The organism is Geopseudomonas sagittaria (genome assembly GCF_900115715.1).
GTDB lineage: Bacteria > Pseudomonadota > Gammaproteobacteria > Pseudomonadales > Pseudomonadaceae > Geopseudomonas > Geopseudomonas sagittaria.
This window is the reverse complement of sequence record NZ_FOXM01000006.1, coordinates 22627-44893: the sequence shown is the minus strand read 5'-3', so window position 1 is coordinate 44893 and position 22267 is coordinate 22627. Positions and strand designations below refer to the sequence as shown.

The following is a 22267-nucleotide window of genomic DNA, read 5'->3' as shown; positions in this document are numbered from 1 at the left end:
GCAGCGGGCCAGACCTTGGGATCAGGCAATGCTCTCGACGATCCCGCCATCGACCCGCAGCGCCGCGCCGGTGGTGGCGCTGGCCTGCGGGGAGGCGGCGTAGACGCACAGGCTGGCCACCTCCTCCGGACTGGCGAAGCGGCGGATCAGCGAGGAGGGACGGTTTTCCTTGAGGAACAGCCCCTCCATCTCCTCCAGCGACACGCCGCGCTCCTTGGCCATCTGCGTGAAGAACGTGGTCACCCCCTCGGTGCGGGTCGGCCCGGGCAGGATGGTGTTGACGGTCACCCCGCTGCCGGCCAGCACCTTGGCCAGGCCGCGTGAAACGCCCTGCAGCGCCGCCTTGCTGACCCCGTAGTGGACCATCTCGGCGGGGATGTTCAGCGCCGACTCGCTGGAGATGAACTGGATGCGTCCCCAGCCGCGCTCCTGCATGCCGCGGGCGTAATGGCGCGACAAGCGCACGCCGCTCATCACGTTGATCTGGAAGATCTCCTCCCAATCGGCATCGCTGATGTCGCTGAACGCCTTGACCCCGTAGATGCCTAGGTTGTTGACCAGGATGTCGGCCTCGGGCTCGGCGGCAATCAGTGCCCGGCAGCCTTCGGCGTTGCCGGCATCGGCCACCACGCCGCGGGCCAAGCTGCCGGCGCGGGTGTCGCGCAGGCTGGCCAGGGCGGCGTCGACCCGGCCCGCCTCGCGGCCGCAGACCACCACGGTCGCTCCGGCATCGGCCAGCCCCCTGGCGATGGCCAGGCCGATGCCGCCGGTGGAGCCGGTAACGATGGCGGTCTTGCCGGAAAGGTCGATGATCATGGATGAACTCCTGTAATTGTGGGTGAGTGAACGGCTTCAGCGCGCCAGCGGCATCAGCCGGTCGTCATAGTCGCCAAGGCTGGGGAAGCGCAGCGGTTCGAGGTTGTCGAGTGTATCGAGATGGCGCCGGTAGTCGGCGAGGATCTGCCCCCGCGCCTCGGTGCTGACGTAAGGCACGTGGTAGCCGATGAAGGGTGGCAGTACCGCGAAGCCGCAGTAGCCGAGGCTGCCCTGCAGCAGCGGGCGCAGCAGGGTGTGGATCTCGCCGTGGATGGCCTGCGGACCGAACATATGCTCGCGCCCGCCCAGGGTCAGCGCCACCAGGGCGCGCTTGCCGCACATGCCGCCGCGGTCGTAGATGCGCTTGCCGCCGTAGAACACCCCGGAAATCATCACCCGGTCGATCCAGCCCTTGAGGATCGCCGGCATGGAGAACCAGTACAGCGGGAAGTTGAGGATCAGCAGGTCGCACCACTGCACCTTGGCGATCTCGGCGGCGATGTCCGCCGCCAGGGTGCCGGCCTCGTAGTTGTGGCGCTGCTCGAGGGCGTAGACCAGGTAGTCCGGGTTGGCCCGGCAGCCGAAGTCGGCAGCGCTGGCCACCGGGTTCCAGTCCATCGCATGCAGGTCGGAGACCTGCACCTCATGGCCCGCACCGCTCAGCTGCTCGACGGCGCAGTCCTTGAGCGCGCTGTTGAAAGAGCGCGGCTCGTTATGGGCGTGGACGATCAGTACCTTCATGGGCGCTTCTCTCCTTGATCCTGTTGGGGCGAATTCATTCGCCAAACTACCTCGGAAAGGCGAATGAATTCACCCCTGCAGGGCCAGGTGATTCCCCGGCGCTTGTGTCGGCGCCAGCGGCATCAGCCCCCGGCACATCGCCTTGTGCAGCTTGCCGACCACCTTGAGGCTCAGGCTGCTCTGTGCCTGGACGCAGCAGGCCAGCACGATGCCGTGCTCCTGCTCGTCGAGCGTGACGTGCTGGCGGCTCATGGTGCGGGTGGTGCGGTAGTCGCCGCTGGTGACCTGCACCTTGCACACCCCGCAGCCGCCGCCGCGGCAGCCGACCGGAATGCCCTTGCGGCCGAGCTTGGCCATGCCGTTGAGCACGGTTTCCTGCTCGTCGCAGGCGTAGCGCTCGCCGGTGTCCTCGATATGGATCTCGTGTTTCATGCGGCGCCCTCCCCGGCTGCAGCGCGGGCGCGCGCGGCCACTTCCCCGGCGCGCAGTACGCTGGCCGGCGCGCCACCAATGGACCAGTCCTCCGGCGCTACCCGCTGGCAGCGGCCGCGCACCAGCTCGCGGCGCACGCCGAGCACCTCAACCAGCAGCTCGGTGAAACCCTGCGACAGGCGCTGGCGATCCTCCAGCGAGCGGCCGTCGAGGACGATGAACTCGAAGAAAGGGGCGTGCAGACCGTTGCTGCTGCACGGCGCACCGGCGACAGCGCACTGGCTGGCAGGATAGGTAGTGATGAAGGCCCGCACCCGCTCCATGGGCGCCTTGAGCACTTCGCTGTAGAGGCGCGAGGCCTCCACGAGCAGGCGTTCGTCCTGCTCCGGGGTGCTATGCCCCGCGAGCAGATGGAAGTTCACGACAGGCATGGCGCATCTCCAATTATTTTTATGTGCGCAGTCGGTTAAGGCTGGCCGTCAAGGTAAGCCACGGCGCCTTCCCGAATCCAGCATCAGGGTCGAGCCGGTCATCGCATCGGCTTCCGGCGCCAGCAGCAGCGATACCGCCCAGGCCACCTGCTCCGGGGTGGTCAGCGCGCCGATGGACGATTCGGCGCACATCTCGGCCAGCACGACTTGGGTATCGATGCCGCGCAGCGCGGCACGGTCGGCCGCCACCCGGTGCAGACGCTCGGTGTCGGCCGGACCAGGGGCGATCAGGTGCGCGGTGATCCCACGCGCGCCGTAGGCCAGGCTGATCTGGCGCGTGGCATTGGCTAGCGCGGCGTTGGCCACACCGGGCGCGGCCGCGTAGGCAGTGGGTTCAAAGCCATAGTGGCCGCCGATGGCGACCAGCCGCGAGCCCTTGACCAGCTGGCCGTCCACCGCACGCACCAGGCGCAGCAGGCCGCCGACCTTGATGTTGACGGCATCCACCAGCGCCGAAGTCGGCGCATCGAGGATGCCGCCGGCCACCGCCACGCCCGGCCCGTGCACGATCATGCGCACAGGGCGGTCAAGGACGGCGCGAATCTGTTCGATGGCTGCATCGCTGGCAATGTCGGCCACGCAGGCGACCACGCCGGAATGGCGGCTGGCCAGCGCGTCGATGGCCGCCGCGCTGCGCGCCACCGCCACCACGTCCAGGCCGCTGGCGCACAGCTTGGCGACAATCGCCTGGCCGAAGGCACCGGTGGCGCCTACCACCACGGCCAGTTCCCTGTTCGCACTCATGGTCACCTCCTTAAACAGGAACGCCGGACGGGGCAACCCGTCCGGCGTTGTGTCAGGCGCTCTTCAGCAGCCCGCGTTCCTTGGCCATGGTCATCGCGGTGTCGAGGATCATGTCCTCCTGGCCGCCGATCATCTTCTTGCGGCCCAGCTCGACCAGGATGTCGCGCGCCGGCACGCCGAAGCGCTCGGAGGCGCGCTTGGAGTGCAGCAGGAAGGTCGAGTAGACGCCGGCGTAGCCGAGGGTCAGCGACTCGCGGTCGACGCGCACCACGTGCTCCATCATCGGCACGATGATGTCCTCGGCGACGTCCATCAGCTTGAACAAGTCGACGCCGGTCTCGATGCCCATGCGCTCGCACACCGCGGCGAACACTTCCAGCGGGGTGTTGCCGGCACCGGCGCCGAGGCCCGCCGCCGAGCCGTCGATGCGGCTGGCGCCGGCTTCGATGGCGGCGATGGAGTTGGCGATGCCCATGCCCAGGTTGTGGTGGCCGTGGAAGCCGATCTCGGTTTCCGGGTTGAGCACTTCGCGCAGGGCGCCGATGCGCGCCTTGACGTCTTCCGGCAGCATGTAGCCGGCCGAGTCGGTGACGTACACGGTCTGCGCGCCGTAGGACTCCATCAGCTTGCCCTGCTTGGCGATGCCTGCGGCATCGTTGAGGTGGGCCATCATCAGGAAGCCGCTGGTGTCCATGCCCAGCTTGCGGGCGAAGGCGATGTGCTGCGGCGAGGTGTCCGCCTCGGTGCAGTGGGTGGCCACGTGCACGCTGCGCGCGCCGCAGTCATAGGCCGACTGCAGTTCCTTCATGGTGCCGAGGCCAGGAATCAGCAGCACCGAGACCTTGGCCTGCTTCATCTGCGAAGCGACCGCGGAGATGTATTCCTCGTTGCTGTGCGGGGCGAAGCCGTGCTGCAGCGAGTTGCCGCCCAGGCCCGCGCCGTGGGTGACCTGGATGTAGGGCACGCCGGAAGCGTCGAGCGCGGTGGCGACCTTGACCATCTGCTCGACGCTGATCTGCTCGCGCTTGGCGTGCATGCCGTCGCGCAGGCACATGTCGTGGAGGATGACCTTACGGCCTTGCAGACTGTTGGACTGGTTCATCACGCGACCTCCACGGCTTTCAACTGGATCTTCCCGGCGAGGATCTCCTCGGCGAACATCTCGGCGGTGCGGGTGGCCGCCGCGGTCATGATGTCGAGGTTGCCGGCGTAGGTCGGCAGGTAGTCGCCGAGGCCGGCCACTTCCATGAACACCGCCACCTTGTTGCCGTCGAACAGCGGGCCGTTGACCAAGCGGTAGCCCGGCACGTACTTCTGCACCTCGCCGATCATCTCCATGATCGAAGCGGTGATGCGCTCCTGGTCCGGCTCCTCGTCGGTCAGGCAGGAGATGGTGTTGCGCATGATCATCGGCGGCTCGGCCGGGTTGATGATCGCCAGCGCCTTGCCCTTGCGCGCCCCACCGACCTTCTCGATGGCGTTGGAGGTGGTGTAGGTGAACTCGTCGAGGTTGGCGCGGGTGCCCGGGCCGATGGATTTCGACGCCAGGCTGGCGACGATCTCGGCGTAGCCGACGCTCTGCACGCGCGACACCGCATGGACGATCGGGATGGTCGCCTGGCCGGCGCAGGAGATCATGTTGACGTTCATCTCCAGCTTGTCGGCGTGCTGGCGCAGGTTCACCGGCGGCACGCACAGCTGGCCGATGGCCGCCGGGGTCAGGTCGATCATCAGCACGCCCAGCTCGTTGAGCTTGCGGCTGTTCTCGGCATGCACGTAGGCGCTGGTGGCGTCGAAGGCGATCTGGATGTTGTCTTCCAGCACGTGCGGCAGCAGGCCGTCCACGCCCTCGGCGGTGGTCTTCAGGCCCATCTCGCGGGCGCGCGCCAGACCTTCGGACTCGGGGTCGATGCCGACCATCCAGACCGGTTCCAGCACTTCACTGCGCTGGATCTTGTAGATCAGGTCGGTGCCGATGTTGCCCGAGCCGATCAGTGCGCAACGGATCTTCTTCATTGTCCCTGCTCCTGCAGCGAGGCGCGCTGCGGCTTGCTCAGGCCGGCGACGTAGAACTCGTGCTCGCGGTGTTCGGTGATCAGGATGCGCACGGTTTCCGGGCTGCAATCCAGGCTCTCGGCGACCGCGGCGGTAACGGCAGCGGCAACGCGCTGCTTCTGCTCCACGGTGCGGCCTTCGATCATGTGCATTTCGATGATTGGCATGGCTGTATTCCTTGTTGTTATTCGACGAAGCGCATGGAGACCGAACCGAGCTCCTGGAAACGCGCGACGATGCTGTCGCCCGGCTTGACCGGGATGGCCTCGGTGATGCCGCCGCTCATGACGAAGCTGCCGGCCGGCAGGTTCTCGCCCAGGTCGGCAAGGATGTTCACCAGCATCGCCACCGCCTCGGCCGGATGGCCGAGCACCGCGGCGCTGGCGGCCATGCCGACCAGCTCGCCGTTCTTCTCCATGACCACGCCGAGGGTGCGCAGGTCGAGGTCCTCGACGTAGCGGGCGCGGCCGCCGCCGACGAAGCGCGCCGAGGAGCCGTTGTCGGCGATCACGCTGGCCAGGTCGAACTTGAAGCCGGAGAAGCGCGAATCGATGATTTCCACCGCCGGCAGCACGTAGTCGGTGGCGGCCAGCACGTCGGCCGCGGTGCAGCCCGGCCCCTGCAGGGTTTCCTTCATCACGAAGGCCACTTCGCACTCGACGCGCGGGTGCACCAGGTCGGACGTGGAGATCGCCGAGTTCTCCGGCCGCGCCATGCGGTCGGTGAGGAAGCCGATGGAGGGCACGCTAACGCCCATCTGCTGCATCTTGGCCTTGGAGGTCAGTCCGGCCTTCCAGCCGACCAGCTTGTGGCCCTTGGCGATGAAGCGGCGGCGCAGCTCGCTCTGCACGGCGTAGCCGTCGGCGATGGTCATGTCCGGGTATTCGTCGGTCAGCTTGGGGATCGCGTAGGCGCGGGTCTGCGCCCCTTCGACGCGCTCGCACAGGCGCACGATGTCCTCGCGGGACAGGGTGATGTTGTTGCTCATGCTGCGCTCCTCCCGGAAAACTTCACCCGGCAGCTACCGAGGCCGCCGACCGTGCACACCAGCTCGTCGCCATCGACCACCGGCACCAGTGCCGATTGCGAACCGGAGAGGATCACCTCGCCAGCCTTGAAGGGGATACCCAGTTCGCCGAGGGTGTTGGCCAGCCAGGCCACCGCGTTGGCCGGCGAGCCCTGTACTGCGGCGCCGACGCCGGTGGAGAAGATCTCGCCGTTCTTTTCCAGCACCATGCCGGCCAGGGTCAGGTCCAGCTTGCGCGGGTCGCCCTTGGTCTTGCCCAACACGTACACGCCGCAGGAGGCGTTGTCGGCCACGGTGTCCTGGATCTTGATCTGCCAGTTGGTGATGCGCGAATCGACGATCTCGAAGCACGGCAGCACGTAGTCGGTGGCGCGGATCACGTCCATAGCGGTGATGCCCGGCCCCTTGAGGTCGTGCTTGAGCACAAAGGCCAGCTCCGCCTCGGCCTTGGGCTGGATCAGGTCGCCGAGGTCGATGGTGTCGCCCTCCTGGTAGACCATGCCCGAGGTGAGGATGCCGAAGTCCGGCTGGTAGACGCCGAGAAAGTCCTGCACCGGCTTGCTGGTGGCGCCGATCTTCTTGCCGACCACGGTCTCGCCAGCCTCAAGGCGGCGCGCGACGAAGCGCTGCTGGATGCGGTAGGCGTCCTCGATGGTGATATCCGGCTCGCGACTCAGCAGCGGCGGCACCGCACGGCGGGCGACGAAGGCTTCGTACAGCTCGTCGCCGTATTGCTCGATCTTGTTGTTATCCATGTCTGTGTCCCGTGGGGGCGAATGCATTCGAATGTCCGGGCCAGCTCTCGTAGGGGCGAATTCATTCGCCTTTACGCGATCTCTTGGCGAATGAATTCGCCCCTACAGGCCCTTGGCGCGGCTTACAGCTTCACGCAGACGTTGCGCGTCTCGGTGTAGAACTCCAGCGAGTGCACACCGCCCTCGCGGCCGATGCCGGACTGCTTGGAGCCGCCGAACGGGGTACGCAGGTCACGCAGGAACCAGCTGTTGATCCAGGTGATGCCCACCTCGACGCGCGCAGCCATGCGGTGGGCGCGGGCCAGGTCGTTGGTCCAGATGGTGGTGGACAGGCCGTAGACGTTGTCGTTGGCCAGCGCGACCACTTCGTTCTCGCTATCGAACGGACGGATGTGGCAGCACGGGCCGAAGATTTCCTCGCGCACCACTGCCGCGTCGTCCGCCAGGCCGGTCCAGATGGTCGGCTGCACCCAGGCGCCTTCGGCCAGCTCGCCCGGCATCTCCGGCACACCGCCGCCGGTGACCACGGTGGCGCCCTCTTCCACCGCCTTGCGGTAGTAGGACAGCACCTTGTCGCGGTGCTCCTGGCTGATCAGCGGGCCGTAGTTGGCGTTGTGATCGTCCGGGCGACCGAACTTGACGCCCTCGGCCTTGACCTTCAGCGCCTGCACGAAGCGCTCGAAGATCGGCCGCTCGACGTAGACGCGCTCGGTGCCCAGGCACACCTGCCCGGAGTTGAGGAAGGCGGAGCGGAAGATGCCGTCCACCGCCGCGTCGAAATCGGCGTCGGCGAACACGATGCCGGCGTTCTTGCCGCCCAGCTCGAAGGACACGTCGCGCATGCCTTCCGAGGCGGCCTTCATGATCGCCGCCCCGGTGCGGGTCTCGCCGGTGAAGGTGATGGCGTTGACGCCCGGATGCTGGGTGAGGAACTCACCAGCCGAATCCGGACCGAAGCCGTGCACCACGTTGTAGACACCCTTGGGGATGCCCACGGAGTTCATCACCTCGCCGAGCAGCGCGGCGGTCTGCGGCGACTCCTCGGACGGCTTGACGATCACGGTGTTGCCGCAAGCCAGCGCCGGGCCGACCTTCCAGGTCATCAGCATGAACGGCGCGTTCCACGGGCAGATCACACCAACCACGCCCTTGGGCACGCGCATGGAATAGTTGAGCGCGCCGCGACCGTCCGGGGTGGCCATCTGGAATGATTCGCTGGGCACGTTCTTGATCACGTCGGCGAACACCTTGAAGTTCGCCGCGCCGCGCGGGATGAACACATGCTTCATCACGTGCGAGGGCTGGCCGGTGTCGGCCATTTCGGCCTCGACGAAATCGTCGAAACGGCGGGTGATCTCGTTGGCCACGCCGTACAGCAGCTCGACGCGCTGATCGGTAGTCAACCCGCCCCACTCACCGTTGAGCGCGCCACGCGCGGCCTTGACCGCCGCATCCACCTCGGGACGGCCGGCCTCGCTGATCGAAGCGATCACGCGGTTGTCGAGCGGCGAACGCTTGTCGAAACGCTTGCCGCTGGCAGCGGCGACGTACTCGCCGGCGATGAAGTTCTCAATCTTGCGCATGGTCACTCCGCGTTGTTGTTCTGGGGGTGGCCAGCCTGGGCGACCGGGGTGGTGGTCGGAGGGGCTGGGCCTTGGGAGTGAGGATAGGGATGGATCTCCATACCGGATAATACTTTATTTGTTCCCCATCAATACCTTACAGGTATTGATGGGATTGCAAAAGACCTTTATTGATTCAGCAGAACGAAGCCACAGACAAGACACGCACTCTATCTCTGCAACCACCCTTGGCATTGAAGTTTTAATCAAAAAAGTAGATAATTTATTAATTAGTCACATCAATAACAGAAGCGCAAACGCCCCGAAGGGATACAAGATGGCGATCAATTTTCATCCTGATGCAGAACCTCAATTTGAAGCTGCACGTCAGACAACCCAAGAGACAGCAGTCCCTTTTCTCGAATTACTATCATCCTGCTTTCAGATTAACTGGTTTCGTGAAACTGGCCAAAATCTTTGGCTTGCAGTAATCAAGCCATCCCCAGCAATTGCGGAACACTTCGGATTAACTCACGAGTACTTCGTTATCGGAAATGGCTATCCCGATGATTTCCACCAGCGCACTCTTAAGCAAGACCCACCCAGCGCGGTAGTTGACCGACTAGACCTTAGCACTAGATTTGTTGCTTCTAACGCCCCAAGAGCCGATGCATTTAGTGCCGCATGGGCACAAAAAAATAAATCAACTGTTATAGTATTGAAAACTCTTGAGAGATGCGAGACAACGGCAGCAGACCAGTTGTACAAGATCCTCAGCGGCTCTCTATGGCGGCGCGATTTCTTTGCAGAGTCAGAGCCGGTTCGTGACCCTTCAGAATTTTTTGGCCGTGAGGTCATAGTGAATGAGCTACACGCAAAAATTATATTCGGATCGCCAATTGCAATTTTCGGACTTCGCAAAATAGGAAAAAGCTCCGTCCTCGGGCGACTTGAAAATCTCATAGAGCAAGATGACTCTTCTATTAGCGTAACGGCATCACTGATAGGAAACTCCACCAGACTAAAAAGTGGTAGGTGGTGGGATGCGGCGCAGGATGCGATTTCAGCATGGCAGCTCAAGCTGCAAAGACTCGCCGCAAAATTAGGCTCCAAGGTCCACCCCAAAGCAGAGCGTCTGAGAAAGTCCATTGAGAAGAAAGAAGCAGGAACACGAAATCTCGCGATTGCATTTGAAAGGGATATAATCTCATTACTCAAGGCAGCCAAAGCACTAAAGAACGAAACTGATCGCGACTCTGTCCAGCTAGTTCTATTTCTAGATGAGTGCGATCACTTCTACCCTCACCTCACTGATTCCGGACATTGGAGAACTGACTTTTTTGATTTCTGGAATGCCCTGCAAGGAATCAAGCGAAGCCTCGAATCACCCGAAGAGCTAGTGTATGTGCTTGGAGGAGTAAACCCATCCGGAGTAGAACAAGGTTCTTTGCTAGGACAAGCGAATCCCCTTTATGAGACTCAACGGATTTATCTTGGCCCAATGACAAAACCGGAGGCAGACTCACTCCTTATTGGACTAGGTCGTCGCATGGGACTGGATTTTGATCCGACCGCCCTCGAAGCCTCATATAATTTCGTAGGCGGTCACCCTTTACTCATCAGGCGGCTTGGCTCTGCAGTGCACGAGAACGCACTGAATCGTGCCGAGCGGATAAAAGTAACAGCCAGAGATGTCGACCGCGCATTCAAAAAAAAGAAACGTGATTTATTTAACCAAGTAGCATGGTTTTTGGAACATCTCGCTCGTGTCGCGCCAGACGAGGAGAGACTGCTTCGAGATATTGCACAGGGCGGCTCAAAAACATACTCCGATTTATGGGGGGATGATATCTTCAGGGAAACATATGCATATCATCTTGAGCGATATGGACTTCTAGAGTTCAAATCAGAGCTACCAAAAATATCTCTCTCACTAGTAAAAGATGCACTACAACGCCCCGTTGCCACTGAGTTTACCGAGCAAAAAAAGCAACTTAAGGACGTAGTAGAAGCCATAGAGCAGGCAGTCCGAATTAGATTGCGGATGGATCTTGAAAGAGACAACACACCAGAAGAGGCAGTCCTTCGCGTGGTTAACGCAGTCCCTTCTGACGCTAAAAATAGAGCCATGAGCAGGCAAGACCTTATAGATCTAGGCAGCATTGCGGGCGTCGGAGCAGTTCTAGACTCGCTCAACTGGGGCGATTATGAAATACTCTTCGAGAAGCACTACAATGACATCAATTGGTCTGGGCCCGCCATGGAAAAGACAGAGCGCACATCAAACATTAAAAGTGCCTTTACGGACGCACACCTAGTGCGACACAATAATGATCACCAGCTAAAGTCAATGCTAGACACCGAAGGATTTAACCTTATCTATGAGAGATTTTCCCGAATGAGAGATGCTCTCCGTCTAGTTAAATTTAGGCAGAATGCTGGCTGAATCGAACCACGCATGACACATGCGAATGAAATGTATGGGGAGAATCGAGCAAAAAATGGGCAGATTTATTTTCCAGTCTTCTGACGCACCTACAGCATCAAGCCAACGTCCCGCGGCAACGGCCCAGGCCCACGAGATCGCCTCACGCTGAGCCATGCCCGGTGGGGCTATCATCGGTCTTATCTTGCCGTTTGTGCTGCGCCACGCTTGGCATAGCACATAAAACGTCTGGGGAGGATCCACAGTGGGGAGCACAGGCCTTAATCCCAGCGGCGCCAGTGAGTCGCGTACCGTCCCGACGCTGACCTCTGCTGCCAAGGATCAAGGCCCCGGAGCCACGCTGCGCCCTGAGCACCGTGCGGTAGCCCTCTTCATCGGCGGCGCCGGTGACAAGAAGCCCTATTACCTCGCCGGCCCCTACCGCAACATCTGCTGCGCGCAGGAACCGTTCGACCAGCGCATCGAGGAAGCCGGGCAGGCGGACGGCTACCAGTCGCTCTACCTGGGCTATCACGAGGTGTGGAGCGCGACCGCCATCGGCCGGCTGGTGGCGGCCGAGATCCACGACAAGACCACGCCCATCTATATCGTCGGTCACAGCCTCGGCGCCTGGAGCGGTGCACATCTGTCGCAGCGGCTTAGCGAATGGGGCTATCGGGTGGAGATGCTGGTGACGTTGGACCCAGTGGGTTCGGGTCTGCTGGTGCGGCTGGGTTCGCGGATTCCCTACCACCGGCCGGCGCCGCGCAGTCATTTCTGGATCAACGTGCGCGCCGAGCCGGGGCGGTCGAATGCTTCCGATCTGGTGGCGCAGCTGGGACGCAAGTGGCATGTCGCCGGCGAGCCGGACATCGATGAGGCGCTGGACACCAACCATGCCAATGCCTGCGCGCTGTTCTGCAATCCTCTGCACGATGGCCGCTCGGCCGCCGACTGCATGTTCGAGTCGATTGTCGGCCAGTTGCGTGCCTGATTCTGCAGACAAGGCGGAATCCGTGCGAGCGCAGGGATTTTCGGCGTTCGCGGGCTGAAATGCCTCGGAATCCTTGCGCTCGCAAGGATTTTCAGGCCGCGCTCGACCGACTGTCGCTGGCCCGCTTTCAGCCAGTAGCAGGGTGGCAACGGCTGGCCGAGGTCAGGAGCAGCGCAGACGGTAGGAACAGGCTATAGGTCATCCAAGCTCACCGGCACGGGCTGTTCACCGGCACGGGCGCGGGCGATTTCAGCCAGCTCCAGGTCTTCCAGGCGCTCGATCATCGCCTCGAACATCTCGGCCGGCACCATGTAGCCCATCACCCGGTTGTGGTTCAGTACCGCCACCGGCCCGCCATTGGCGCCGCTGATCACCGCGGAGGGATTCTTCTTCAGCTCGGACACGCTGACGGCCTTGTCGGCCAGTACGCTTTGCATGGTTAGGACTCCTTTTCAGGTCTTTATATTGGTCTTTTTAGCTGAAAGGAGGCAAGGCGGCAGGCTGCCGCTGGTCCGGATGCTGCGTGATCAATTAGCCAAGGCACACTTGTGCTAGGGAAAAAATTTCCCTAGCATCCAAGCCATGGCCACCGTACACAGCGACCGCAACTGGAAGATCAAGATCTACCCGGACGACCATGCGCCGCCGCACTTCCATGTGCAAACACCGGACGGCGAGTCACTGGTGGAGATTGATGGGCTCAAGGTGCTCGGCAAAGGCGCCGAGCCCAAGGCCCTCAAGGCCGCCCTGGCGTGGGCATCGCAACATGCCGCTGAGCTGCAGCAGGTATGGGACGAGCAGAACCGGAGGAACTAGACCATGACCAGCAAAGTCCGTATCCACAGCGTGAAGCCCGTTGCCGGCAAGCATGCCCTGCAGGTCGAGTTCAGTAACGGCAAGTGCTACACCGTCCGGCTGGCCGAGCACATTCGCAGCTTTCCGGTGCTCAAGCCGCTGGAAGACCTGGAGCTGTTCCGTCAGGCCCGGGTCGGCGAATGGGGCTTCGATGTGACCTGGGGCGACGACCTCGAATTGGCCGCCACCACCCTGCACCGCCTGGCACTGGAGCAGGCCGGCGAGGTGATGCCAACCCAGGCCTTCAAGCAGTGGCTGACCGCCAACAAGCTCTCCCTGAGCACGGCTGCCATCGAGCTGGGCTTTAGCCGGCGCACCATCACCGCTTACAGCAGCGGCACGGCGTTGATCCCCAAGCATGTGGCTCTGGCCTGCAAAGGCTGGGAGTACGAACACCAGCTAATGGCCGCCAAGGCCGAAGGCAAGAAGGCGCGCCGCGCCTCCTGCTGAATCCGTGCGTACGCACGGATTTTCTCCATTCGAGCGATGAAATCCCCCGAATCCTTGCGATCACAAGGAATCGGGGGCTGCTCAGGAAGGCATCTTCGCAAAATGCGGCAGGTCGTCCAGGGGCTTGCCCCACGGCTGGGCGCTGTCGCAGTAGATGTGCATGGTGGGGCTGACGGCGGCCGGGTCGTCGAGGCTGGCGGCGCGGACGAACTGCAGGTCGGGCAGCACGCTCACGTCGGAGAACAGCGGCGAGCCGCAGTCGGCGCAGAAGTGGCGGACCACCGGATTGCCGCTGTCGCCGGGAGTGGCGTAGGTGCTGGTCGGCCCCTTGCAGCGGAAGGCGGCGCGGGGTACGGCGAACACGGTTGACATGGCGGCACCGCTGGCGCGCTGGCAGTCGCGGCAATGGCAGTGGGCCACGATGACAGGCTCGGCCGCAGTTTCGTAGCGTACTGCACCGCAGGCGCAGCCGCCGGACAATTGCTTTTCACTCATGCTGTTTCTTCCCTGCTGTGACCATGAAAAAAGCACGCGGCCGCCCGTGTGCGGCCGCGTGCAAGGGCTGCTCAGTCAGATCGCCTTGAACAACGGGCTACGCACCTGCTGCGCATCGGCCGCCGAGATGAACTTCTCGGTGTAGATGTCGCGCTCGAACAGGCGGCCCTGCATCAGGGTGGTGATGCAGGAGTCGATCATCAGCGGCGGACCGCACAGGTAGGCCTTGTGGCCGCGGAAGTCGTTGGCGAAGTACTCCTTGGCCGCCTCGTGGACGAAGCCGCGGAAGCCCTGCCAGTCGCTGCCTTCCGCCTCGTGAGACAGCGCCGGCACGTACTTGAAGTTGGGGTGCTGCTCGGCCAGGGCGAGGAACTCGTCGTGGTAGTACAGCTCGCTCAGGTTGCGCTGGCCGTAGATCAGGGTGATCGGCTTGGCGAAGCCTTCGGCCAGCAGGTCGAGGATCATCGAGCGCGGGCTGGACAGGCCGGAGCCGCCGGCCATGAAGATCACCGGCACGTCGGCGGACTTCTTCACGAAGAAGCGTCCGTAGGGACCGGTCAGGTGTACCCGCTCACCCACCTTCATCTGCTCGTGCACGTAGAGGGTACCGCGCCCGCCGGGCACGACGCGGATGTTCAGTTCCAGCTCGTCGGCGCCCGGCACGCTGGCGATGGAGAACGCCCGGCTGCCGATGCCGTCCGGCAGCATCAGGTTGACGTACTGGCCGGCCTGGAACTGCATGCCTTCGGCGTCTTCGAGCTTGATCCAGAGACCCTTGATGGTCGGCGTCAGCGATTCGATACGGCTGACGGTGCCGTAATAGTCGCGTACCGGCAGGCTCAGCGAATCCGGATCTTCTTCGATCTCGGCTTCGATGGTGATGTCGCCCTGCGCGGTGGCGCAGCACGCGAGGCACTTCTGCTCCTCGCGCTCGAAGTCCATCAGGGCGAAGGTGGAGGCTTCGCCCTGCTCGATCTCGCCGTCGGTGACCTGCACCTTGCAGGTGGCGCATAGGCCATGGCCGCAGGCGTGTGGCAGGTAGATGCCGGCGCGCAGCGCGGCGTCGAGGATGGTCTGACCTTCCTCGATCTCGATGGTCTGGCCAAGCGGCTCAATGGTCAGTTCGTAGCTCATGGCGCGCCCTCCTCTCAGTTCACCGGAACCAGGCTGTTCAGGCCCGGGGTGCGCATGCGCAGCTGTTCCTTGTGGCCGATGCCGTTGGCCTCCAGGCTGGCGGCATAGTCCGGCACCCACGGCTGGTTGCCCTTGAGCCACTGGACCGTGTTCCAGTCAATGGCGGCGGCGTCCGGGTCAGCCTGCAGCAGCGGTTGCAGCTGCTGGTCGATCAGTTCGCCGAGGGTGGTTTGCGGGTCGGCGCGAAGCATGATGGGCGCGCAGATCAGCAGGTGGTGGTCCCAGCTGATGAACAGCAGCTGCTTGCCCTTGTAGTTCTCCAGCGCGTCACGGGAAACGCCTATGTATTCTTTGCGGGAAACGACGGCCATTTTGATCTTCCTTCTTATTTTGTTCGCGGGCAGTGGCCGGAGCGAACCCCGGCCACGCCGTCGGGCGTTACTGGTTGGAGGTGGCCTGGGCGCGCCACTGCTCGAAGTTCTGGCGGTCCTGGGAAGTGACGTAGTCGCCGTTGTCCTGGCCATTTTTGAGGAAGGCCCAGTCCATCCAGGCACCCAGGTCGCCATCGACCGGATCGCGCATCAGCGCCGGCATCGGCAGCCAGGCCTGGATGTACTTCTCCGGCTCGTTGTCGAAGATGTCCTTACAGCCGTCGGAGCAGAAGTGGTACTTCTCGCCCTTGTAGACCGACTCGCGATGGCAGGTCATGGTCGGGTCGCCGGGCTCGGTGAACACGGTGGGCAGCTGGCAGCACTGGCACAGCTTGGACAGGCCGAAGTTGTTGAACGGCGCGCCGGTGGCGGCTTCGTGCTTCTTGATGTGCTCCCAACGCGGACGGTAGTACTTGTCGAAGGTGGTCGGATACTTCTTCGACAGCCAGTCCATGTCCTCGTCGGACGGGATCCACACGTGGAAGGCGGTGCCGAACTTCCACTGGTACAGCGCCAGCATGAACTGGTGGGAAATGTGGTCCACCGCTTCCTCGGCCTGATCCCAGCCCTTCGGCGGACGGATGCCGTAGCGGGCCAGGTCCTTGAACAACGCGCCGCCGTTCTCCACGCCGTAGATGTTCCAAGCCTCGCGCCAGCTCATCACGCGCTTGGGCAGCATGTAGTCCATCATGGTGCTGACCAGGCCCAGCACGCGGAAACCGCGCCAGAACCACTTGTCGATCCAGCCCTGGACGATCGGCAGGTTGTCCGGATCCTGCTCGAGCATGAACTTGATGCACTCGAGGCCCAGGGTCATGTGCCGCGCCTCGTCGGACTGCGACGAGAAGCCGAAGGTGACGGTGGCCATGTCGCCGTTGTAGGCGGCGCCGGACATGAACGGCACGAACAGCAGGTTGGTCAGCACGTATTCGAAGCTGAAACCGATGGCAATCATGAACTCGAACGGGCCGGCGGCCATGGCGTCGTCGAAGAACGAGCGGGCCACCGAGGTGTACCAGATACGGTCACGATGCTCGGCGAAGGCGTGGAAGCCGTTGTAGAACTTGTTGTAGTTGGACAGCGCGTGGATCTGCGTCTGCGCGTGGCGGATCTCGTCGATGGCCTGCATCTGGCAGGCGACCTGGGTGCCGACACCAGGGAACTCGCGACCGACGCGGGCGAAGCCTTTGTGGGCGCTGTACTCGCCGGGGCTGATGGCCTGCAGGAATATCTTCAGCGCCGACAGGTAGCGGGCGTCGGTGATCTGCAGGTGGCCGTTGTTCTGCGCATGGGCATCTATGATGGCGTAGAACTTGCGCTCCTTCTCGGCCTGGTACTTCCAGTAGGAGTCCATGGTCAGGCGGAAGGGGTCTTCCCACTTGTCCCAGTCGTGGATCTTGATGCCTTCATACTGCACGTAGGGGAACACTTCCTCCTTGGTGCGATAAGTTGGCTCCCAGCCCAGATCGCGGGTGAACAGCTTGTACTTGTCTTTCAGGCTCAGCTTCTTGTTGGCAGCTTTCATGTCCATGGCGGAGTCCTCGCTCACTCGTTCCAGGTCAGGGTCAGGGTGTCTTCGTCTTCGTCGACGTTACCGGACAGCGTGATCAGATTGATCTGCAGTTCCTGCAGGTCATAGCTGCGGCCGAGCTGCTCCTCGATGGTGTCCTTGCGGATCACCAGTCGGCCGGGCGCGTTGATCTTGACCATCGCCGGTTCGCGGTTGACCACCGCCTGGGGGTTGTCGAGCTCGATCGCTTCGATGATCGGGCGGGTTTCTTCGTTGGCTTGCAGGGCAATGAATACGGTGGACATGGGTGAGCCTCTCAGAGCGCGATGCCGGTTTTTTCGATGCGCGCCTTGAAGGCGGCCACTTGTTCGCTGACCAGGTCGTCGGCTTCGGCGCCGAATACCTGCTCAACCACCGGCAGCACGGCGGCGGCGGCGCGGTCCTTCCAGGCCGCGGTCCACTCCTGCAGTTGCGCGCGGTTGTGCTCCGACTCGCCGGCGGCGACCTTGAGCACGGCGTCCACCCACTTCCTGGTTTCGTCGAACCAGTCGCTCATGAACTGGGTGAGCATGGCCACGGTGGAGCCGCCCTTGCTCGACAGGTAGTCGTCGACGATGCGCTCGTAGACCAGCGGATAGAGCAGGCCGTCGAGGGCGACGTTCTGCGCCACGAACAGTTCGAACGGATCACGCAGCGCCAGGCAGTCCTCGACATAGCGGCGCAGCGGCTGCCAGGCCTCGCCGTCGAGCCAAGCGGCCTTGCCGGCGTCCAGCGCCTCGGTGCCGCCGAGCAGCAGGCCCAGGCGCGACAGGTACTGGGCGATGCCCAGGTTGTCCATGGCGTGGTAGATGCACGGCTGGGTGAAGGTGGCAGCGTAGCCGTAGCCGCAGATGAAGGTGTTGTGCTGGTTGGCGCCCCAGGCGGCGTGGCGCAGGGGGATCAGCACGTCGAGGGCGAGCTGGCGCAGCTCGGCAGGCAGCAGGTCGGCCAGGCCGCGGCTTTCGACGAAGCTGAAGTTGGCCTCCATGCTGTCCTGCTGGCGGGCGCGGGCCAGGGTGTAGGTGCTGTAGTAGAACTGGCGCGGGTCCTTGAGGGCGTACCAGTCCTGCATGACGATCTTGGTGATCTTGGTGTCGTACAGCTCCTGCTCGGGGTCCCAGGTCGGACGATAGTGCAGGTTCTCGGTGGCCTGGATGTCGTAGCTGCCTTCCTGGTAGCGCGAGGCGGGCTTGTCGCCGAAGCGGCGGGCCAGGTGGTCGTAGGTGTTGCGCAGCGGCTGGATGCTCACCGTGCGAAGGTCGATTTGCATGTGCGTTCTCCTGCCGGCGCTGCGCGGGACGCAGCGCCGTTCTTGTTGTTCTTGTCGTTGCTCAGGCTTTGAAGCGGGTCTGGGTGGCGTCGGCGAGACTCCAGTTCCAGTCGCTCGGCTCGTCCGTCGCGCTTCCCGGCTCCCGCGGCTGCAGCACTTCCACCTGGTTCTGCGCGCAGAATTCGGCGAAGGCCTCGGGGCTGAGGATCATCTCGACGATCAGGTCGGGCTCGCCGATGGCGAAGTCGAACTCGATGAAGCCGCCGGCTCGCTCGCCGGTCACACGAACCCAGCGTTTGCGGGTGTCGAGGGTGGCCGGCACCATTTCCACCGGCTGCTCGGGACGAGTCATGGCCACTCTCCTCAGGTCACTACGGTGAGGAAGGTTTCGTGCAGCTTGCGCTGCGGGTAGTCCAGCCCCTGGCCGAAGTTGTCGAAGGTCCAGGTGATCGGCTCGTAGTCCGGGTACGGCTGGTAGCCGCCCATGAAGGTCTCGAAGCGGTTGCCGGAGGGGTCCCAGGCGTAGATGGTGCAGCCGCGGGTGACGCCGTGGCGGGTCGGGCCGATGTCGACGTTGACCAGGTTCATCGACATGATGTCGCCGGCGCGCAGCACCTGCTCCCAGCTCTCCATCAGGAACGAGCAGTGGTGCAGCTTGCCCGGCTCGGGGTATTCGGCGAAGGCGATGTCGTGGACCTTGTGCGAGCAGGACAGCCAGATCGCGGCGTTGCCCTCACCGTCCGGAGTGAGCACGCGCTCGACCAGGTAGAAGCCCAGTACCTCGGTGAAGATCTTCTGCACCTCGGCGACGTTCGGCCCGTACAGCAGGGTGTGATCGAGACGCACCGGGCCGATGCCATGCTCGCGAGCCTGGGTCCACGGCGCCGGATTGACCAGGCCGGCGCCGTTGCCGACTGCGGTCTTCTCGGCGTACAGCTCGATCAGGTGGCCGGAGGGCAGTTCGAAGCGCACGCGCTCGCCGGTTTCCAGCAGGTCGCCGGCCGGGATGCGGGCGGTGGTCAGGCCGTAGGCCTGCAGGTCGGCATCCAGTTGCTCGAGGGTGGCCTTGTCGAGCACCTTGAAGCCGAAGAAGTCGATGCCGGCTTCGTCGGCCTCGCGGATCACGTAGCTGTGGTGGTCGCGCTCGTCCCAGCACTTGAAGTAGACGCGGCCCTGCGCATCGCGCCCGGTTTCCACCAGGCCCAGCACGTCGCGGTAGAAGCGGACGCTTTCCTCGAGATTCAGCACGCGAACCTGGGCATGGCCCGGCCGCAGCACACCTGTTATCGCCATTTGTTGTCTCCATTATTTGGCTTGATGCGGTTTGGTTGTCTGTCCGGTTGGTGATGCTGTCCGGGCAGACGGTCTTGCTATGGACGCCAGATACATTGCAGGGACAGTGCCAACTTATTTAAGTGATTGTTTTTAAAGGATTTATTAGAAAATAACGGGGTGCTTGGCCAACTCTGCGCATGACGCTTTTGTCCGCAGGCCCCTGGCGCCTTACAAAAACGTAAAGGTGCAGTGCACAAAAGAACTGGCGGCAGCAGGCGCTTGGCGGGGGGCGAGATCGGAAAACACCGGGAGCGCGCGAAGGAAGGTAGGCAAACCCACGATTCGGAGAGGACGCCCCGCAGAAAGGGGGACGCTTGCGGCGTCAGCCGCTGGCCACGAGCACCGCACGGCGCGCACTGTACGTTTTGGTCACTCCAGGAACGTACCTGTTCTGTAGGGGCGAATTCATTCGCCAGCGCGGCCTGGTCAGGCGAATAAATTCGCCCCTACACGGATTGACATGCACTTGCCCTGCCGGTCCGCTGGCCGATCCTCCTACCCTGTAGTAGCTTCGGTTTCCTATCGGATTTCAGGGAGGACAGTCATGGCCAGCAAAGAAGAAATCGCCGCATTCATCGCCGCCGAGTTTCCGCAGACCAAATGCATGGTGGAGGAAGTCGGCAATGGCGGCGCCACGGTGTCGCACCGGATCGGTCACGACGAGCTGCGCCCCGGCGGCACGGTGTCCGGGCCGGTGCTGATGAGCATCGCCGATGTCGCCCTGTACGTGGCGATACTCGGCGAGGTCGGCATGGTGGCGATGGCGGTCACCACCAGTCTGACCGCCAACTTCCTGCGCAAGCCGTCGGCGGAGCGGAGCATCGTCGGGGTCTGCAAGCTGATCAAGGTCGGCCGGTCGCTGGTGGTCGGCGAGGTCTATCTGTATTCGCAAGGCTGCGAGGACGCGGTGGCGCATGTGGTCGGCACCTACTCCATCCCGCCGCGCCGGGGGTAATGGACTGGCGCCTTTCCGGTGCCGGAAAGGCGCGTCGAATCCGTGTCAGCCGCTCGCTTCCTGCACCTCGCCCGCCTGCTTGAGCCGATAGGCCAGTTGCCGACGGGTGATGCCGAGCAGGCGCGCGGCGTGGGTCAGGTTGCCGTTGGCGCGGCGCACGGCCAGCTGGAGCAGGCGGTTCTCGTGGGCCTGCAGGTCGAAATGGTCGTCGAGCAGGGTGTCGTAGAGCTGCTCGCGGCGCGCGTCCTCGGCATTGCCCACCTGGCCCTGGCGGTCGACGGCCACCCCTTGCGGCGCGGCCGGCGCGCTGCCGGCGAACAGGTGCTCGACCTCGATCTGCCCACCCGAAGGCACCAGCAGCACGGCGCGCTCGACCAGGTTCTCCAGCTCGCGCACGTTGCCCGGCCAGTCGTAGACCATCAACGCCTGCATGGCGCGGTCGGTCACGCCGTTCAGGGTCTTGTTGTAGGTCGGCGCGTACTTCTCCAGCAGCGAGCTGACCAGGATCGGGATGTCCGCCTTGCGCTCGCGCAGCGGCGGGATCGCCACCGGGTAGGTGGCCAGCCGGTAGTAGAGGTCGGCGCGGAAGCGCCCATCGGCAATCGCCTGCTGCAGGTTGACGTTGGTCGCCGCGACCAGGCGCACGTTGACCTTGCGGGTCTTGTCGTCGCCGAGGCGCTCGACCTCGCCGGTCTGCAGCACGCGCAGCAGCTTGACCTGGGCGGAGGGCGACAGGTCGCCCAGTTCGTCGAGGAACAGAGTGCCGCCGTCGGCGCGCTCGAAGCGGCCGGGGCGCGACTGCTGGGCGCCGGTGAAGGCGCCCTTCTGCACGCCGAACAGTTCGGATTCGATCAGGTCGTTGGGAATCGCCGCGCAGTTGACCGCCACGAACGGCTGGTTGGCGCGGTCGCTGTTCTCGTGCAGCCACTGGGCGAAGACTTCCTTGCCGACCCCGGTCTCGCCGAGCAGCAGCACGGTGATCGGGCTGCGCGCCGCCTTGCTCAGCAGGTCGAAGGCGGTGCGGAACGCCGGCGAACCGCCGACCAGCTTGCCGCTGGGCATCTGCTCGCGCTGGCGGCCGCGCAGCTGCCAGAGTTCCTGCGTCAGCTCCTGGTAGGCGGTGTCCATCTCCGCCGGGCGGCAGTATTCCAGATAGGCATCGTCGCCCCAGGCCTCGACCGGCTTGCCGACCAGCACGCACTTGTGGTCGCCGCGGCAGGTGCACTGCGTCTCGCGGAACACGATGAAGCGGCGGAAGAAGCGGGTCACGTAGCCGGAGGCATAGCCGGCCAGCGTCCAGCATGCGGTTTCCTCGCCGATGCCGTACTGCTGCAGGTGGGATTCGGCCTCCCAGGAGTTCTCGCAGACCACTTCGCCGAAGAAGGTGCCCTGCTCCCAGTCGATCTGCGCCTCGGTGATGGTCGATTTGACCAGCCCCTCGAAGGCGTGCAGCTCCGGGCCGATCTGGAACACGTCGTAGTTGTCACCCTCGCCGAGCAGCTTGGAGGCGCGCTCGGCGTCCTCCTGGCCGGCGGCGAAGCCCATGCGGAACAGCAGGCCGTGGGCCCGCTTGGCGCCGAGCGAGTCGATCAGCTCGCGGCGCAGGGCGCCGAGGGCCTTGGCGTGGAGCAGCAGCATGCGGCTCTCGTCCAGCCAGATCTGTCCCTCTTCGATGTTGAAGCGCAGTCTCGAGCGCAGGTTGAAGCGCTCGAGCGAGCGTTGTACAGCCATGTCTGTCATCCCCCGACCGG

At 63.6% G+C, this 22267-nt stretch carries 26 protein-coding genes; 5 read left to right on the top strand and 21 right to left on the bottom strand.

Annotated features, from left to right (window positions below; genetic code table 11):
- Window positions 1–21: 21 nt before the first annotated feature.
- From BM297_RS09120 to BM297_RS09070, 11 genes are all read right to left on the bottom strand, one after another.
- Window positions 22–816, bottom strand: coding sequence for an SDR family NAD(P)-dependent oxidoreductase (locus BM297_RS09120; protein ID WP_092430472.1), 795 nt, complete (start codon window positions 814–816; stop codon window positions 22–24).
- 36 nt (window positions 817–852) lie between these two features.
- Entirely contained in the window at window positions 853–1557 is a 705-nt protein-coding gene (locus tag BM297_RS09115) for an NAD(P)H-dependent oxidoreductase (protein WP_092430470.1), read from the bottom strand.
- 69 nt (window positions 1558–1626) lie between these two features.
- Window positions 1627–1989 (bottom strand): 2Fe-2S iron-sulfur cluster-binding protein, encoded by a 363-nt coding sequence (locus tag BM297_RS09110; protein WP_092430468.1) that lies wholly within the window; start codon window positions 1987–1989, stop codon window positions 1627–1629.
- Entirely contained in the window at window positions 1986–2420 is a 435-nt protein-coding gene (locus tag BM297_RS09105) for a tautomerase family protein (RefSeq protein WP_092430467.1), read from the bottom strand. Before BM297_RS09105 ends, BM297_RS09110 begins: the two co-directional genes overlap by 4 nt.
- Window positions 2421–2468: 48 nt before the next feature.
- Window positions 2469–3224 carry an SDR family oxidoreductase gene (locus BM297_RS09100; protein WP_092430465.1) on the bottom strand — a complete coding sequence of 252 codons (756 nt, stop codon included), beginning with the start codon at window positions 3222–3224 and terminating at the stop codon, window positions 2469–2471.
- A gap of 52 nt (window positions 3225–3276) precedes the next feature.
- A complete protein-coding gene (dmpG, locus tag BM297_RS09095; protein ID WP_175526624.1) occupies window positions 3277–4329 on the bottom strand; it encodes a 4-hydroxy-2-oxovalerate aldolase in 1053 nt (350 codons plus the stop codon).
- Window positions 4326–5240: an acetaldehyde dehydrogenase (acetylating) gene (locus tag BM297_RS09090; protein WP_092430461.1), complete on the bottom strand. Its 915-nt coding sequence runs from the start codon at window positions 5238–5240 to the stop codon at window positions 4326–4328. Before BM297_RS09090 ends, dmpG begins: the two co-directional genes overlap by 4 nt.
- A complete protein-coding gene (locus tag BM297_RS09085) occupies window positions 5237–5467 on the bottom strand; it encodes a tautomerase family protein (RefSeq protein WP_281250243.1) in 231 nt (76 codons plus the stop codon). The genes BM297_RS09090 and BM297_RS09085 overlap by 4 nt, the downstream gene beginning before the upstream one ends.
- Window positions 5464–6267 (bottom strand): 2-oxo-3-hexenedioate decarboxylase, encoded by an 804-nt coding sequence (gene dmpH / locus BM297_RS09080; RefSeq protein ID WP_092430457.1) that lies wholly within the window; start codon window positions 6265–6267, stop codon window positions 5464–5466. The genes BM297_RS09085 and dmpH overlap by 4 nt, the downstream gene beginning before the upstream one ends.
- On the bottom strand, window positions 6264–7061 hold the full coding sequence (gene dmpE, locus BM297_RS09075; RefSeq protein WP_090311150.1) for a 2-oxopent-4-enoate hydratase: 798 nt from the start codon (window positions 7059–7061) through the stop codon (window positions 6264–6266). Before dmpE ends, dmpH begins: the two co-directional genes overlap by 4 nt.
- A 122-nt stretch (window positions 7062–7183) precedes the next feature.
- Entirely contained in the window at window positions 7184–8644 is a 1461-nt protein-coding gene (locus BM297_RS09070) for a 2-hydroxymuconic semialdehyde dehydrogenase (RefSeq protein WP_092430455.1), read from the bottom strand.
- A gap of 118 nt (window positions 8645–8762) precedes the next feature.
- On the opposite strand from BM297_RS09070, the gene BM297_RS21550 reads away from it, so the two are divergent.
- Complete coding sequence (locus BM297_RS21550; protein ID WP_139231043.1) at window positions 8763–11069, top strand: ATP-binding protein; 2307 nt, start codon at window positions 8763–8765, stop codon at window positions 11067–11069.
- Window positions 11070–11313: 244 nt separating this feature from the next.
- Entirely contained in the window at window positions 11314–12042 is a 729-nt protein-coding gene (locus BM297_RS09065; protein WP_092430453.1) for an alpha/beta fold hydrolase, read from the top strand.
- A gap of 191 nt (window positions 12043–12233) precedes the next feature.
- On the opposite strand, the gene BM297_RS09060 is transcribed toward BM297_RS09065, so the two are convergent.
- The gene (locus BM297_RS09060) at window positions 12234–12479 is read right to left on the bottom strand and encodes a type II toxin-antitoxin system Phd/YefM family antitoxin (protein WP_092430451.1); all 246 of its coding nucleotides are present in this window, start codon (window positions 12477–12479) and stop codon (window positions 12234–12236) included.
- Window positions 12480–12624: 145 nt separating this feature from the next.
- Between BM297_RS09060 and BM297_RS09055 the strand changes: the two genes are divergently transcribed.
- Both BM297_RS09055 and BM297_RS09050 read left to right on the top strand, forming a co-directional pair.
- On the top strand, window positions 12625–12858 hold the full coding sequence (locus BM297_RS09055; RefSeq protein WP_092430449.1) for a DUF4160 domain-containing protein: 234 nt from the start codon (window positions 12625–12627) through the stop codon (window positions 12856–12858).
- A 3-nt stretch (window positions 12859–12861) separates the two neighbouring features.
- On the top strand, window positions 12862–13347 hold the full coding sequence (locus tag BM297_RS09050) for a DUF2442 domain-containing protein (protein WP_092430447.1): 486 nt from the start codon (window positions 12862–12864) through the stop codon (window positions 13345–13347).
- A gap of 81 nt (window positions 13348–13428) precedes the next feature.
- Here the strand turns inward: BM297_RS09050 and BM297_RS09045 are convergent, their stop codons facing one another.
- The 8 genes from BM297_RS09045 to BM297_RS09010 form a co-directional block, all read right to left on the bottom strand.
- The gene (locus BM297_RS09045; protein WP_092430445.1) at window positions 13429–13842 is read right to left on the bottom strand and encodes a GFA family protein; all 414 of its coding nucleotides are present in this window, start codon (window positions 13840–13842) and stop codon (window positions 13429–13431) included.
- 75 nt (window positions 13843–13917) lie between these two features.
- Window positions 13918–14976, bottom strand: coding sequence for an NADH:ubiquinone reductase (Na(+)-transporting) subunit F (locus BM297_RS09040; RefSeq protein ID WP_092430443.1), 1059 nt, complete (start codon window positions 14974–14976; stop codon window positions 13918–13920).
- A 14-nt stretch (window positions 14977–14990) separates the two neighbouring features.
- The gene (locus tag BM297_RS09035; RefSeq protein WP_092430441.1) at window positions 14991–15347 is read right to left on the bottom strand and encodes a phenol hydroxylase subunit P4; all 357 of its coding nucleotides are present in this window, start codon (window positions 15345–15347) and stop codon (window positions 14991–14993) included.
- A 67-nt stretch (window positions 15348–15414) separates the two neighbouring features.
- Complete coding sequence (locus tag BM297_RS09030) at window positions 15415–16938, bottom strand: YHS domain-containing protein (protein WP_092430841.1); 1524 nt, start codon at window positions 16936–16938, stop codon at window positions 15415–15417.
- Window positions 16939–16952: 14 nt separating this feature from the next.
- Complete coding sequence (locus BM297_RS09025) at window positions 16953–17222, bottom strand: MmoB/DmpM family protein (RefSeq protein ID WP_090311120.1); 270 nt, start codon at window positions 17220–17222, stop codon at window positions 16953–16955.
- 11 nt (window positions 17223–17233) lie between these two features.
- Complete coding sequence (locus BM297_RS09020) at window positions 17234–18226, bottom strand: ferritin family protein (protein WP_092430439.1); 993 nt, start codon at window positions 18224–18226, stop codon at window positions 17234–17236.
- A 61-nt stretch (window positions 18227–18287) separates the two neighbouring features.
- Window positions 18288–18578, bottom strand: coding sequence for a phenol hydroxylase subunit (locus tag BM297_RS09015; RefSeq protein ID WP_175526623.1), 291 nt, complete (start codon window positions 18576–18578; stop codon window positions 18288–18290).
- A gap of 11 nt (window positions 18579–18589) precedes the next feature.
- Window positions 18590–19519, bottom strand: coding sequence for a catechol 2,3-dioxygenase (locus BM297_RS09010; RefSeq protein WP_092430437.1), 930 nt, complete (start codon window positions 19517–19519; stop codon window positions 18590–18592).
- Window positions 19520–20105: 586 nt separating this feature from the next.
- On the opposite strand from BM297_RS09010, the gene BM297_RS09005 reads away from it, so the two are divergent.
- Window positions 20106–20516, top strand: coding sequence for a PaaI family thioesterase (locus BM297_RS09005; protein WP_092430435.1), 411 nt, complete (start codon window positions 20106–20108; stop codon window positions 20514–20516).
- 45 nt (window positions 20517–20561) lie between these two features.
- Here the strand turns inward: BM297_RS09005 and BM297_RS09000 are convergent, their stop codons facing one another.
- Window positions 20562–22247 carry a sigma-54-dependent Fis family transcriptional regulator gene (locus BM297_RS09000; protein ID WP_092430433.1) on the bottom strand — a complete coding sequence of 562 codons (1686 nt, stop codon included), beginning with the start codon at window positions 22245–22247 and terminating at the stop codon, window positions 20562–20564.
- Window positions 22248–22267 lie beyond the last annotated feature (20 nt).